The sequence below is a fragment of the Neobacillus sp. 114 genome (assembly GCF_030127045.1).
GTDB lineage: Bacteria > Bacillota > Bacilli > Bacillales > Cytobacillaceae > Neobacillus > Neobacillus rhizophilus.
Map to the genome: position 1 here is coordinate 2,413,965 of NZ_CP126144.1, position 15,392 is coordinate 2,429,356.

The following is a 15,392-nucleotide window of genomic DNA, read 5'->3' on the forward strand; positions in this document are numbered from 1 at the left end:
GAGGATCCATACAATGAACCTAAGGCAAGAGTTGGAAGTACCAGCTGTTTCTACAGAGAAAAAGAAACCATTGAAAAAATTCAAAATAGATAAATGGATTCCTTATTTGTTTATACTCCCCTCTACATTAATGATTGTAACATTTTTGTTCTATCCTATCGGGACAGTATTTTACTATAGTCTTCAGCACTATGATATCTCAGCACCGTTCTATAACGCTTTTGCTGGGCTAGACAATTTCAAGAAGATTTTTACCGAGGATAAATTATTTTTTCCAAGTTTGCTCACCACTTTAAAATGGGTGGTTTCAGAGGTAGGCTTACAGCTAATCTTTGGCTTAACAGCAGCACTTCTTCTCAATCAAAAATTTAAATTTAGAGGAATGGTAAGATCAGCTGCCTTTATTCCGTGGGCAATCTCGGGTGTGTTAGCCTCTGTCATGTGGTCTCTCATGTTTAACGAGCATATGGGTGTCATCAATGATCTTTTTATGAGATTAGGCATTATCAGTGAAAGCAAAGCATGGCTGGCTGGTAGCACTAGTGCCTTTATATCGGTCGTTATTGCAGAGTTGTGGAGAGGGATTCCTTTCTTTGCCATTACTTTACTCGCTTCACTTCAAAGTATTCCGGAAGAACTGTATGAGGCGGCAAAGGTAGATGGTGCTAATAGGGTGAAAACGTTCTTATATGTGACATTGCCGTCATTGAAAAATACTATTGTCTTGACAACTTTACTTCGTGTAATTTGGGAATTTAATAACGTGGACCTTCTATTCAACCTGACAGGGGGAGGTCCGGCACACAGTACCACCACCTTGACGATGTACATTGCAGAACAGGCAGTACACGGATCGAATTTTGGCTATGGATCGGCGCTAACTGTTGTAGTCTTTGCTATATTGCTAGTCTTTGCCATCATTTATTTACGCATTACAAGATATGATAGGGAGGGTAACTAATGATCAAAACAAAGAAAAGAGTTGACCGGCTGCTAACATTCAATCTCCCGCTTCTGGTGATGCTCATCTTTACTCTCTTTCCGTTATACTGGACCATCAATACAGCTTTTAAGCATGAAGGAGATATCATCAAACGCCCGCTTGGATATGTACCAGCGTCCCCGACCATCGATAACTTTGTGACAGCCTGGACAAATGTTGGTTTTTCCACTTACTTTAAAAATAGTTTACTAGTAGGTGTTTGCACAGTTTTTATTGTCTTAATTCTATCAACACTATCTGGTTATGCATTAAGTAGATACAAATTCAAGGGAAAACGGGCATTTCTGCTGATGCTTCTATGCACGCAGTTTATTCCAAGGTCCATGCTCATTATCCCGCTGTTTATTATCTTTAAATTTTTAGGCTTAATCAGTAACCCGCTTTCCTTAATAATTACCTATGCGGCGGTTGAAATTCCATTTACGACTGTATTAATGAATGGTTTTATTTCAAATGTCCCACGAGAGCTTGAGGAAGCAGCAATGGTTGACGGATGCAATAAGCTGCAGGCCATCCGCTATGTCATCTTCCCACTGTTGGTTCCTGGGATTGTTGCCACAAGTGTGTTTACCTTCATTTACACATGGAATGAATTCTTGATTGCTTTAATGCTGACAAACCAGCAGGGCAAGTTCACGCTGCCAGTCGGCCTCAGTTACATGATGGGTGAATTCAATATCAACTATGGTGCTTTAGCAGCTGGAAGTGTAATCGCTTTAATTCCGGCAGTCATTTTGTTCGCCTATGCGCAAAAGCATTTGGTCAATGGCATGGGTGGGGCTGTCAAAGGCTAATCTAGGGTTTAATATTAAAATTATATAACAATATGTTAAGGGGGATTTTTGTGTACACAAAGTTTTTCAAAACGGTTGCCGCTACTTCAATGGCTGCATCGTTACTGTTAGCAGGCTGCAGTTCCGACTCCGGCAGCAGTAAAGAAGCCAATACAAAGGAAAAGAAAGAAGATCCAAATGAAAAAGTTACGTTAACGTTCTGGGATGAAAATGCCGGGCCGCAGCGTACACCAATCTGGGAAGAGTTAATTAAACGATTTGAAGAGAAAAACCCTAACATTGACGTGGAATATGTCGGGCTGCCAAAGGATTCTGCCAAAGCAAAGTACGATGCATCGATTGCTGCAGAAGACACACCTGACGTGGGCAGTGTTCAAACAAGCTGGCTTCCTGAATTTGCGCTCCGTGAAGCATTGCTGCCACTTGATTCTTATTTTGATAAATGGGATGAAAAAGGCAAGATTAATAAAGGCGCGGTAGCTTTTAACAAGGAAATCGTTGTCGACCACAAATTATACGGGGTTCCTTATACCCAAAATCTTGACATCTTATGGGTGCGCCCTGACTGGTTTAAGGAAAAGGGAACTAAAATTCCTGAGACTTGGGATGAGTTCTTCACAGCAGCCCAGCAGCAAACTGACAAAGCAAACAACCGCTATGGTTATACTATCCGCGGCGGCGCTGGCGGATCATTCCAATTACAACGTTTAATGTATGCATACTCTGGGGAAAAGGACTACATCAAGGATGGCAAAAGTACCATCAACAACAAAAAGCATGTTGAATTCTTGAAAAAGTATTTTGCACTCTATAAGCAAAATACTCCGCAAAGTGATATTACCAACGGTTATAAGGAAATGATTGCTGGCTTCGATACAGGTGCTGTTGCTATGGTTCAGCATAACATTGGTTCTTTTGGTGAGCATAAAGAGGCATTACAGCCAGACCAGTTCCAAGCGATTCCACTTCCAAAAACTGCTGATGGCAAGTATGTGGCAGAAGGTGGTAACACAATCGGAATCAGTGTCTTTAAAACAACCAAGCACCCTGATGCAGCATGGAAACTGGCAGCATTCCTGAACTCAAAAGAAAGCCAATCTTACTGGAATCAACAGGTTGGACAGATTCCTACCAACTCTGATGTCTTAAGTGAATCTTGGGTAAAAGATTCTCCACATATTCAAACAGCATTTAAAGTCTATGATGACAAGGAAACAATCCTTTACGAGCCGCCGTTCTATCTTCCTGAGTACAGATCGATTCTTGATACTGTCGTGGACCCTGGAACACAGGCTGTAATGAGCGGAAAAATGACAGTAGAAGAATTCTTAAATGAGTGGGCAAAAGCAATTGAAGATGCTCAGAAGAAATATGATGAGCATTTCAAGAAATAAACAATAAAAATAAAGCCGTCTAGAAACTTACTTTCGAGACGGCTTTACCTCTTCTAAGGTGGTGAATAGGTTGATAGGTAAAGAGTTTCCCTCTGAAATCAAAGAATACGTAGATGAGAAGACTGGCAAGACTGTTTTGCAGCTAACATCTGATGGCTCTAACAATTATCATTTTTATTTTACAGATAATTCTTTCACGCTAGGAGACGAGGAGATTTACTTCCTTTCTGACCGTTCTTCCAAGACTCCGAGAATCTATAATCTATTTAAAATGGATTTGAATTCAGGGCTCATTGTTCAATTAACGGATGAAATAGATGGGATTGAGCCCGGCAGCCACACGAAAACACCGGACAGCGAGTTAGTTGTTTATGTTACGGGAAAGGTGATAAAAAAACTAAATACAAGAACATCGGAAATCCAAGTTATTTATGAAGAGAGAAACGATGTTCACCTCGGCCATCCACATATTTCACCAGATAAAAAGTATATCGGTTTGGCCAGGAATGAACGGGTTCCTATTCCTCGGGGAGCTAACTACAAAGGGTTCAAAGAAACGATGTTTGCTACAAAAAAGGGCTGGATTACCCTCATAAGCCTCGATGGCTCAAAGGTAATCGATGTCTTTGAAGATACCCATTGGCTGGGGCATTTTCAGTTTTGTCCGACAGACAGCAGTGTTGGGATGTTTTGTCATGAAGGGCCGTGGAACCTTGTACACCAAAGGATGTGGCTGATTGATCTCACAAGCAGAAGTGTGCAGCCTGTTTACCGCCAAGGAGAAGATGATTGTATCGGTCATGAATTTTGGACGACAGATGGAAAGATATTTTTTGACAATCGCCGAAAAGGCCACGATGGAACTATTACAGTACATAAAACCCAGGCTACCGTCGAAAAAGTAGAAACCGATCAAGTTCCCTTTATTGGCCTGGCAGACAAGAATGGTACCATTCTCCGGACCGTTGATTTGCCTTATTACTGCAACCATTATCACAGTAATAGGGAAAATACCTTATTGGTTGGGGATGAAGTAGAGGACCTAGTGTTAATCAACATTGAAAGAGAAGAAGCTTCCATTGAGACGCTATGTACCCATATGACAAGCTGGAATACCCAGCAAACACATTGCCATCCAACCTTCAGCTGGGATAATGAAAAAATCTTATTCACTTCCGACCGTGAAGGTACGACAAATCTTTATTTAGTTGACATTTTAAATCCATAGGATTAACAGGAGGTACAAGCATGAAGAGTTATTCAGAGACAAAAACAACTGATGTAACAGCAGAACTTGCTCTTGCAATGGCTGAGAAGGCGTCAAAAACACTGATGAGAACATTTACTCCGGAAGAACTGCCGCCTGCCAATGTGTGGCACTATCACCAGGGAGTTTATCTTTACGGGATGCAGCGTGTTTGGGAAAAGACGCAGAATCAGGAGTATTTTGATTATCTAAAGAGCTATTTAGATAATCTTCTGGACGAAGAGGGCAATTTTCTATTCGAGCGGGATCAGCTGGATTCGATTCAAGTAGGGATATTATTATATCCTTTGTTGGATGAGACAAAGGATCAACGCTATAAAAAAGCTGCCGATAAGTTAAGATATCTATATTATACATTGAACAAAACTAAAGAAGGCGGATTCTGGCATAAGGACAAATACCCTTATCAAATGTGGCTGGATGGTTTGTATATGGCAGGTCCGTTTGCTTTAATGTACCAAAATGCCTTTAACGAACAAGGGTTAGATGACATGGTTTTATATCAGGAAAAACTGATGCGGAAAAATATGAAGGATGAAAAAACCGGACTCCTTTATCATGCCTACGATGAAAGCAGAAAGATGCCTTGGGCAAACCTAGAAACAGGCTGCTCTCCCGAGTTCTGGGGACGGTCGGTTGGCTGGTATGGCACCGCTTTAATTGATATCCTCGATCATCTTTCAGAGGAACATAGCGGAAGAGAAGAATTGATAGAATCCTTGCATAGCCTAATTAAAAGCCTTGTAAACTATCAGGATGAAAAGACTGGATTATGGTATCAAATTGTAGATAAAGGTAGCAAAGAGGATAACTGGCTCGAATCCTCCTGCTCCAGCTTATTCATTTATACCATTGCCAGAGCAGTTGAAGAGGGGTATGTCGGTAAAGAATACCTTGAAGCTGCTGTCAAAGGATACCAAGGATTATTAAACAAAATGATTGAAGTCGATGGTGATTTATTAACGATGAAAGGAATTTGTATCGGAACTTCTGCAGGTGTGTATGACTACTATGTTTCTCGTCCAGTGTCTGAAAATGATCTTCATGGTGTTGGTGCCTTTATTTTAGCAAGCATGGCACTTGTCAATATCATTAAATAAGCGCAGGGAACCCATAATTTTGTTATGGGTTCTAGCTGTGTCATCTAGGAAGTTTTTGGATGCGTGGGAAGACCCATTTACTAGTTTAGTAAAATATTGTATTTTATAATAGGATTTAGTATAAAAGGAATGGAGAGGAGGGTGCAGATATGAAAACGCTTCCTAGTTTACCTATGAGAAACAAACTTGTCGCATTTATAAAAAAGTATTTTCTATTCTCCCTTCGATCCACGATTATTTCGTTATTTCTGCCAGTCATCATTTTTTTTATCGCATTTACGGGCTGGATTTCCTACCAACTGGCTGTAACCCAGCTCGAGGAAAACGCCTATAAAAGTGTCGATGATACAGTATTTCAGACGAAGGCTTATTTGGAAAATAGATTATATGATATATTTGAACAGCTGGTTGCCTTCTCTAATGATCCGAAGACACTGGATTTGATTAACTCAGAATCTTCAGAAGTAATGCCTGAGGATTATATTAAAATAAACAATTCGCTAAAAGTGATTCATTTGAACTTTAACTCGATTATTGATTCTATTCTGGTGGATATGCAAAATGGAAAGTTTACGTTATATCGAAGCGATTTCCGGATGAAATTCAATCAATTTCCATATAAAAAATATGGAGAACTTTATCAAGGCAGCAAGGAAGGGTTTTATTGGCATAATGAGCATCCCGATGATATTTTTGCCAGTGATTCAGAAGTAGTAAGCGTTTTTAAGTTGATCGGTAATGGCAACTCGAAAGCGAATGGTATTTTACTCTTTAATTTAAGAAAAGAATTTTTTGAAAACGTTTTAAATAAATCTTTGATTGGGGACCATGGTTACCTCACCCTAGTAAGCCCTGAAGGAGCCTTCAATTCCAAAGCAGTGGCAAAGGAATACAGCTTGAATTCAAAAGAATTAAATCATTTGCAATCGTTAAAGGAAGAAAGAGGCCGATATGAGTTTCAAAATACAGATGGGAAGAAGATGACGATCATTTATGATACGATGGGTGTCAATAAGTGGAAAGTGGCGGCTGTTTTCCCCACAGATGAGATTTTAAAGAAAGTCAATTATATTAAAATTGTAACGGTTGTTGTCATTCTCATTTTAACTGGAATAGCCATCTTAATAGCCAACTTTTTCTCAAAATACATAACAAATCCGGTCTCTGCTCTAGTATCACAAACAAAACTCATCAATGAGAAAAATCTACAATTGGCTTTCTCTCACAATGGCCCTCGAGAAATTGGAATCTTAGGAACGGCATTGGATGATTTAATGGTTAAAATCAATAGTCTATTAGACCAAATACGGCTTGAACAGGACGAAAAGCGGCATCTAGAATTCTCAATTATGCACGCCCAAATTAATCCCCACTTTTTATATAATACCCTTTATTCCATAAAGGGCTTGTCTGATATGGGAATGAATCAGGAAGCTAGCAGCATGATAACAGCTCTGTCCAACTTTTTTCGAATTAGTATTAGCAGGGGGAAAGAAATTATCAGTTTGGAGGAAGAAATTGCTCACATCCAAAATTATCTGATTATACAGGAAATGAGATATGGAGATAATTTCTCCTATGAAATAAATGTCGATTCTAATCTATTACAATATAGAATTGTTAAACTTACCCTGCAGCCTCTGATTGAAAATGCCATCTATCATGGAGTCAAGCAAAAAAGAGGCAAAGGGAAGATTACGGTAAAAGGGTATGAAAATGAGGATATTATATTCCTTGAAGTGATCGACAATGGTTCAGGTATCGACACCGAAAAATTAACTGCCATTAGGGATGAACTTTCAAACAAAAGTAGAACTTCCGCGATTATTGGCATTGGTCTTAGAAGTGTTCATGAAAGAATCCAGATGCACTTCGGGGAGGCCTACGGGTTAACTATTGAAAGCGAGCTGGGGGCAGGGACAAGGTCCATTGTCAGGATTCCTAAGACGAAGGGAGAAGTTAACTAATGTATAAGGTAGTAATAGTTGATGACGACCGAATTATCCGCAAGGGGTTATCCAGTGTGATTCCTTGGACTGAGCATGGGTTTGAACTGGTGGGTGTTGCTGGAGACGGTGAACAAGGTTTAGAAATCATTGAGGCCACAGAACCTCATATTGTCATATCCGATATCCAAATGCCGTTTATGGATGGTCTTGAAATGACAAAGGCGATCAGGGAGTTTAATCCAAAAATAAAAGTCATCTTGTTGACGGGATATGAAGATTTTAAATATGCACATGAAGCTATACGATTAAGGGCATATGATTACTTGCTAAAGCCTGTAGAAACTAGTGAACTACTAGATAAGCTAAAACAAGCAACGGCTGATTTTGATTTTCAGAGACGAACAGAAAACCATCTTAACGAAAGCCAACATTATATCCAACAGCAGTTTCTAAAAAAACTAAGACTTAACAAGGTAACAGATGAAGAGATTTACAAAGAGTTGAGTTTAGTAGGAATAGAGCATAGTGGGTCACCCATTACAGCTCTATATGTCAAAATGGACCAAACAGATTTTGGCCCTCAGTCAAATTTGGAAACGATGAAAGAACATATGATGGATCACTGTAAAAGCATGCTCAATCTCTTCAACATGGATGGCTGCGTCTTGAACGATGAATCCAATCATTTTACCATGTTTCTTTTTGGTTCAAATCAATTGGTTGATAATTTTATTCATTTTATTTCCAATGTGACAAGTGAACTCCTCTCGACCATAAAGGAAACGTTTAATACGACCATTACGGTTACGAGAGGGAGAGTATATGATGAACTTTCAGGCCTTTCCTGCTCGTATCAAGAAGCAGTTAAAGCGATGGAATTCCGCCACTTGATTGGTATCAATCAAGCTTTTTCCATCGATGATATTGAATCTTCCGATTGTAACGAGGTGGTTGCCCAGCTAGCCATAGAAGAGGATCTTTTCCAATATATTTCACTGGGGCTTCCGGAAAAAGTTACGGAACTATTGGACCTAACAAAGGAACGTTTAACAAATAATAAAGCATCCTTACAGGAAGTGACCCTGCTTGCTATCAGGATCATCAGTTTAATTTTCCATGAATCATCCAAAATCGCGAAGACCTGGGATTATTCAAGATTTGAGAATGCCGAAAGCAAAGTAGTAAACATGCAGACGATCGATGAAATTTTTTTAGAGATTAAAATCATTGCAGTAGATTTATCTGAGTTTCTCAAAAGGATCAATACCAATCAAAAGCACTCGCTCGTTGATAAAGCCATTGATTTCATTCGTGAACACTATCATGTGGCTAATCTAAATCTTCAAACGGTATCCGAAGAGGTTCATGTCAGTTCAGCCTATCTTAGTAACCTCTTCAAAGTGGAAAAGGGCTTTAACTTTGGCGATTTCCTCCTTGAAACGAGGATGAAGAGAGCGATGGAGCTTTTTCAACAAACAGATTTAAAGACTTATGAGGTGGCGGAAAAGATAGGGTATTCCAATCCCCAATATTTTAGCAGCAGTTTTAAAAAATACACGGGGTACTCCCCAATTGAATTCAAAAAACTAAAGTAGGCATATAATTCGTGCTATCCGGATAAAAATAAATGACTCTGTAATTACCGAAATATAATGAAAGGAGTAGTGAAATTACATTGCCTCAGATCTTTAAGGATTCTAGCTTTGTACGAATCCTTATATTTTTTATTCCATTGGCCGTTTCTGCAAGCCTAACATCCATTTCTCATGTGATTATTAATGGAACATTGAGTAGAGCAGATCATGCGGAAGTCATTATTGCAAATTATGCTATTGCCTTTTCACTATTTGGAATTCTCGAACGGCCGGTCTTGGCGTTTAGGCAAACGAGCTCCGCTTTGGCAAAAGGGCAAGCTTCCTTTAACAAAATTGCTGCCTTTTTTATAAAGGTCTCTCTCATTATTACAGCCCTTTGTGCCATCATTGGTCTTACACCGATTGGAAATTTAGTGTTTAGGTACGGGTTTAATGCGGAAGCTGAATCAATGTCATCCTTGAAGTTAACCTTTCTTGTCCTTTCAGGGGTCATTTTATTTTCCGGACTCCGTTGCTTATATCAGGGGGTCATCATTAATAAGCTAGAAACTAAATGGTTAACGATTGGAGTCATTATTCGATTAGTATGCATGTTTGCTATTGCAGCTTTTTTAATTTTATCCAATCAGGCCAATACGAGCGCTGCAGGTGCAATGATTTTTTTGACAGGAATGGGAATCGAGTGCTTCATCAGTGTCTGGCGCGGGAATTCCATTATGAAAGGGTACGTCAAGGAACCTGATACTGCCCTAAGGCAAAAAGACATTTCTGCCTTTTATTTTCCGTTGGTTTTTTATTTGTCCTTTCAGACCATCTTAATTCCGATGATTTATGCGTTTCTTGGCAAAATTCAGGATGTTCATTTAGGGATTGCCTCCTTTGCATTGGCTTTTAGCATTACTAACCTGATTCTCAGTTTTTTTATGTACACACACCAAATTGTTCTGCAATTTTATGAACATAACAAACAGACAGTTTTAAGATGTGTGATTGTTTTCAGTATTGTTCCATCTGTCTTTTTGGCTAGTCTTAGTTTCACTAGCGCCGGCCCTTGGTTTATGGGCACGGTATTAGGGGCGGAAACGAAATTGGCGGCCGAAAGCCTCGATGTATTAAAATTCTTTATCTTTAAGACCATGGTCTTCCCGTGGGTTGATTATTTTGGCGGGATTCTTATGCTCCAAAAGAGCACAAAATCTCTTTTGAAACCGCAAATTTTTAATATGATCGCTGTTATCCTGATGATTATTCCATTGGTGTATTGGTATCCAGGGTTGAATGGCAAGGCAGGAGCCATTGCAGCTTCCACAGGCGAAATCATCGGTCTATTGGCTGTTTCCTTCGTCGTTACCCGCAGAGGAAAGGGAAAGCAAATAGAGGGACAGAAAGTAGTTTAGAGAATTGTTCACGTTAACATTTTTGAAGACAGTGTTTGGCTATAGAACGAAAGAGGTGGATTAGTATGAATTTAGGGATTCGGGCCCATGACATCGAAGCAAATTCATTAGAAGAACTGGTGACAAAAATAGCGGATAAAGGGTTGAGTTGTGCTCAGTTGGCATTAAGCAAGTCATTGCCATTCCTTTATCCAGAATTAGGCAGTCTATCTCCAGGCCTTGCCCGCCATGCCGGTAGAGCTTTTTCTGCCAGGGGAATTCAGCTTGCCGTCTTAGGTTGTTATTTTAATATGATTCATCCAGATTTAACAGAGAGAAAAAAAGGCCTTGCCCGTTTTAAAGAACATATCCGATTTGCAAGGGATTTTGGCTGCAGCATCGTCGGGACAGAAACGGGCAATGTCAACGCAGAGATTGTTTACACTAAAGAAAACTTTAAAGAAAAGCCTTTTATGGAGGTAGTTGAAACTGTCTCAGAACTCGTAAAAGAGGCAGAAAAATTTGGTGTCATTGTGGGGGTTGAGGCGGGAGTAAATCATCCTGTCTATTCTGTCCAAACCTTGAAGCGTCTTTTAGATATGATTGACTCGCATAATTTACAAATTATTTTTGATCCTGTGAATCTCTTAACCATTGATAACTATTTACAGCAGGATGAGATATTTGAAGAAGCATTTGCTTTGTTGGGAGACAGGATCGTTATTTTCCATGCCAAAGACTTTATCATTGAGGGCAACTCTTTGAAACAAGTGCCAGTAGGACAGGGGTTGTTACATTACGATAAGTTGTTTAACTTATTAAAGCTCAAAAAACTATATATCAATATTCTGATTGAAGGAACTAAGGAACCTTTTATTGATGAAAGTATCCTCTATTTGAGACGGATATACGAAAAATAGAAAATTAATAATGAAGGAAAAAGAAGCTGACTAAATGGTGGGAATGACACCATATTTGTTTAGCTTTTTCTGTGTACTTGAATTTGACTTTGAAATAAGGGCATCCTAAATCAAAAATGCAATTTAAGATAAGGATTTTTTTATGGAACTTCATAGCTTTACTTTGAGAGCAGGGGTGTGAAAACCATGTCAGAGACAGATATGTCGAAATACGAGAAGAAAATTGAGATTCGCAACATCTTTATTGAAGACATAGATGAAATTATTGCGCTTGGTAGAGTTTGCTTCCCCAACATGGACCCATGGAAGCGGGAGCAACTGCTTAGCCATATTCGAATTTTCCCTGAAGGTCAAATTTGTGTGGAATATGAGGGCAAAATCGTAGGGTCCTGTTCAAGCCTTATCGTCAATTTTGACGAATACGACGACCAGCACACCTGGGATACCATTACAGACCATGGGTATATCACTAATCACGACCCAAGTGGACTTAATTTATATGGAATTGAAGTGATGGTCGATCCCGAATATCGGCGCATGAAATTAGGTCACCGTCTTTATGAGGCGCGAAAGGAGCTAGCCGTTCGTTTAAATCTAGAAAGCATCATTATTGGCGGACGAATCCCAAATTATCACAAATACAAGGATGAAATGACAGCAAGGGAATATGTGGAAGAAGTGGAGAAGCACAATATTTATGATCCTGTGTTATCCTTTCAGCTTCTGCAAGGATTTAAAATTAAACGGATAAATACGAGCTACCTCCCAGACGACAAAGCGTCTGATTCAATGGCCACTTTGATGGAATGGAATAATGTCGATTATCGGCCCAAATCTAAGCGTATTTATCGTACATCATTCCCCGTTAGAATTTGCGTCGTCCAATATATGATGAAGAAAATTGACTCTTATGAAGATTTCAGTACACAAGTGCAATATTATGTGGACGTAGCCGCCGATTTTGGTTCCGATTTTGCGGTGTTTCCAGAAATATTCACAACCCAATTGATGTCCTATCTTGAAGAAAAACGGCCAGACCGGGCAGTAAGGCGACTGGCGACCTTTACAGATCAATATATAGAACTGTTTACGCAGCTTGCTGTAAGATATAACATCAATATAGTCGGCGGAACTCATTTTATCGAAGAAGATGGAGATATTTACAATGTCGGCTTTCTTTTCCGCCGGGACGGCACAATTGAAAAACAATCGAAGCTTCATGTGACACCTAACGAGAAAAAGTGGTGGGGAATCGCTGAAGGAAATGAGATCAATGTATTTGATACAGATTGTGGAAAAATTGCAATTCAGGTATCCTATGACATCGAGTTTCCTGAACTCTCACGAATTGCAGTTGAACAGGGTGCTAATATTATTTTTGTCCCATTCAGTGCAGAAGATCGGCAAAGCTATCTTCGCGTACGCTACTGTGCCCAGGCCCGTGCGATTGAAAACCAAGTTTATACTTGTATTGCCGGAACTGTGGGCAATTTAACACATGTAGAAAACATGGATATTCAATATGCTCAATCTGGAATTTTCTCGCCAGCCGATTTTGAGTTCGCAAGGGACGGGATTGTCGGGGAATGTGATGCTAACGTTGATACCGTCGTTGTTGGCGACGTTGACCTTGAGAAACTGAGACGCTCTCGGAATTCCGGTTCGATGCGACAATTACGTGACCGGAGACATGATTTGTATCGAATAGAATGGAATGGCTTATCTTAAAAAATAAATTTAAAGGTGCATACTACTACGGGTGATGAATAATGCCATGTCAACTTTAAGAGTAAGTTTTAATTTTTACTATAAAACGAGGGATTGTCATGAATAAGATCTCTAATATCTACTGCGTCGGTCGAAACTACGCTGAGCATGCTAAGGAGCTGCAAAATGAAGTGCCGACTTCTCCGATTATTTTTTCCAAACCTACTCATGCCTTGGTGGAACCTGTTGGTGAGGAAATTTTACTGCCTGGAAATCGAGGTTCTATCCATTTTGAAACAGAAATAGTAATAAGGATAGGAAAATCATATGAAAAAGGGATTAGAGTAGAGGAAATAGTCAATAGTATGGCCATTGGCATCGATTTTACCTTACGGGATGTTCAAAGTGAACTCAAGAAAAAAGGCCAGCCATGGCTATTGGCAAAAGGATTTCCAAACTCAGCTATTGTGAGCAAATTCATCTCCTTTCCTGGGATAGAAGAAATGAAGAAGACCGAATTTTCTCTTCTTATAAATGGTAAAAAGGTACAGCATGGGAACATAAAAAATATGATCTTTGATTTGCAGACCATAATTGATTTCATTGCCCTAAACTTTGGATTAGGGGAAGGGGATCTAATCTTTACGGGTACTCCTGAAGGGGTTGGACCAGTTAGGGACAAGGATCATTTATCATTACTTTGGGGAACTTCGGTTCTAGGTGAAAGTATTATAAAACTAAATTAAATTACTTAACAGGCTCTAAGGAATACCTTTGGGCCTTTTTTGACAGTTTTTTAAGCCTACGTATGGACTAGGACTATTCTTGTCTTGCTACCTATTGAAATATCACCGTACAATAGATTTAGCTTGTACGATATATTGAGCCGTGATTTGAACAAAGCAACCGCGATCGTTATTATCGGAGTATTACTAGTCTTATTCTTAGTCATACGTTCGTTCTGGACACCAGTTTTTATCACTGCGTCCCTTTTAGGAGCATATTATACTGCGATGTTCATCATTAACTATATTTTCATAGATTGGTTGGGATATGCTGGTATTTCTTCCTTTGTTCCATTCTTCTCTTTCATCATCATTGTAGCCTTAGGTGTGGACTACAGTATATTCTTAATGATGCGCTATAAGGAATATCAACATCTGTCACCAAAAGAGGCAATCGTTTTGGCTTCCAGAAATACAGGTGGAGTCATTATTTCGGCAGTAATTATACTCGGCGGCACCTTTGCTACACTAATGCCATCCGGAATTATCCTGTTGGGTGAATTGGCAATTGCCGTCATCACAGGTCTCGTCGTCCTATGCTTTATTCTGCTTCCTGTCTTCTTGCCAGCGATGATTGCCCTGCCAGAGGCCCTTGCCCATTTATTTTCTCGTAAAAGGGAAGATGAATTAAGCCTGGAGGAAAAAGTAATCTAATAAGTAGGTAGAGGATCCCGATGGCAAATGCTATCGGGATCATTTTGTAACCATTATTACGACATTTTTTGATCAGGTGATAGGACTTTTTTAGTAAAAACCATGATTAATGTGGATTTATGTAATAATAAGCAGGAATTTAAGTTTTAAAAAAGAAATATAAAAGATATGTTGAAAGATAAGGAGAAAAACTGTTTTCAACCATTCTATTAAGGTTTGAGAGAAGGTGTATGATATGATGGATCATTTTTTTGCAGACTATAAAAAATTTATTGTAGTACCGGAAGATGAAAAAAAACGCAATGAAGTATTTGATCACAAAAACTATGCAGCATATTATATACTAACACTGTCTTTATTTGATCCACGAGTATCGTGCTGGAGAGACGCGGGTAAATTTGAAATAGATATTGATAAAAGTATCGAAACGGTCTTAAAGGATTTCAATGAAAAGCAGCGTGAGAGGTACCATCTTCAATTACTAGAAGTAGATAAGGAGAAAAACTATTTTATCTTAGCCCTTTCTTCAAAAGTAAAATTTACATCAGAGGAAGAAAAGGAAAGCATTTCTTTTATTATTGATAGAATATTAACAAACCCTTTTTATGTTAGGCAAAGCTGGTTCAACCTAATTGGTGAAAAAGGAAGAATCGCGCGTAAACTATTTAGCTGTTCGTTTAAGGAATATGTGATTGAAGATTCAACCAATCCAAATAGGGACGAAAAATATGAAAACATTAGTGAATTTCCTAAACCAAATGGAGAAATTAAACTGCTTAAAAATCCTTTGAAACGAGATATTCTCTAAGAAAGGGTACCTAGATAATGATGAATTATCTAGGTTTTTT

At 39.1% G+C, this 15,392-nt stretch carries 13 protein-coding genes; all 13 read left to right on the forward strand.

Going from position 1 to position 15,392, the window contains the following annotated elements:
• Window positions 1-13: 13 nt before the first annotated feature.
• Complete coding sequence (locus QNN06_RS11990; RefSeq protein ID WP_213116156.1) at window positions 14-961, forward strand: carbohydrate ABC transporter permease; 948 nt, start codon at window positions 14-16, stop codon at window positions 959-961.
• Window positions 961-1,797 carry a carbohydrate ABC transporter permease gene (locus tag QNN06_RS11995; RefSeq protein WP_213116155.1) on the forward strand — a complete coding sequence of 279 codons (837 nt, stop codon included), beginning with the start codon at window positions 961-963 and terminating at the stop codon, window positions 1,795-1,797. Before QNN06_RS11990 ends, QNN06_RS11995 begins: the two co-directional genes overlap by 1 nt.
• Before the next feature lie 50 nt (window positions 1,798-1,847).
• Window positions 1,848-3,191 (forward strand): ABC transporter substrate-binding protein, encoded by a 1,344-nt coding sequence (locus QNN06_RS12000; protein WP_284037635.1) that lies wholly within the window; start codon window positions 1,848-1,850, stop codon window positions 3,189-3,191.
• A 70-nt stretch (window positions 3,192-3,261) separates the two neighbouring features.
• Complete coding sequence (locus tag QNN06_RS12005; RefSeq protein ID WP_213116153.1) at window positions 3,262-4,419, forward strand: oligogalacturonate lyase family protein; 1,158 nt, start codon at window positions 3,262-3,264, stop codon at window positions 4,417-4,419.
• 20 nt (window positions 4,420-4,439) lie between these two features.
• Entirely contained in the window at window positions 4,440-5,558 is a 1,119-nt protein-coding gene (locus tag QNN06_RS12010; RefSeq protein WP_213116152.1) for a glycoside hydrolase family 88/105 protein, read from the forward strand.
• A gap of 149 nt (window positions 5,559-5,707) precedes the next feature.
• Complete coding sequence (locus tag QNN06_RS12015; RefSeq protein WP_213116151.1) at window positions 5,708-7,525, forward strand: sensor histidine kinase; 1,818 nt, start codon at window positions 5,708-5,710, stop codon at window positions 7,523-7,525.
• Window positions 7,525-9,102: a response regulator gene (locus tag QNN06_RS12020; RefSeq protein ID WP_213116150.1), complete on the forward strand. Its 1,578-nt coding sequence runs from the start codon at window positions 7,525-7,527 to the stop codon at window positions 9,100-9,102. The genes QNN06_RS12015 and QNN06_RS12020 overlap by 1 nt, the downstream gene beginning before the upstream one ends.
• A gap of 80 nt (window positions 9,103-9,182) precedes the next feature.
• Complete coding sequence (locus tag QNN06_RS12025) at window positions 9,183-10,499, forward strand: multi antimicrobial extrusion protein MatE (RefSeq protein WP_213116149.1); 1,317 nt, start codon at window positions 9,183-9,185, stop codon at window positions 10,497-10,499.
• A 65-nt stretch (window positions 10,500-10,564) separates the two neighbouring features.
• Window positions 10,565-11,398, forward strand: coding sequence for a sugar phosphate isomerase/epimerase family protein (locus QNN06_RS12030; protein ID WP_284037636.1), 834 nt, complete (start codon window positions 10,565-10,567; stop codon window positions 11,396-11,398).
• Between the two features lie 186 nt (window positions 11,399-11,584).
• Window positions 11,585-13,126 carry a bifunctional GNAT family N-acetyltransferase/carbon-nitrogen hydrolase family protein gene (locus QNN06_RS12035; RefSeq protein WP_213116147.1) on the forward strand — a complete coding sequence of 514 codons (1,542 nt, stop codon included), beginning with the start codon at window positions 11,585-11,587 and terminating at the stop codon, window positions 13,124-13,126.
• A gap of 98 nt (window positions 13,127-13,224) precedes the next feature.
• The gene (locus QNN06_RS12040) at window positions 13,225-13,851 is read left to right on the forward strand and encodes a fumarylacetoacetate hydrolase family protein (RefSeq protein ID WP_213116146.1); all 627 of its coding nucleotides are present in this window, start codon (window positions 13,225-13,227) and stop codon (window positions 13,849-13,851) included.
• A 135-nt stretch (window positions 13,852-13,986) separates the two neighbouring features.
• Complete coding sequence (locus QNN06_RS12045) at window positions 13,987-14,544, forward strand: MMPL family transporter (RefSeq protein ID WP_261363775.1); 558 nt, start codon at window positions 13,987-13,989, stop codon at window positions 14,542-14,544.
• 235 nt (window positions 14,545-14,779) lie between these two features.
• Entirely contained in the window at window positions 14,780-15,352 is a 573-nt protein-coding gene (locus QNN06_RS12050; RefSeq protein WP_213116145.1) for a hypothetical protein, read from the forward strand.
• Window positions 15,353-15,392 lie beyond the last annotated feature (40 nt).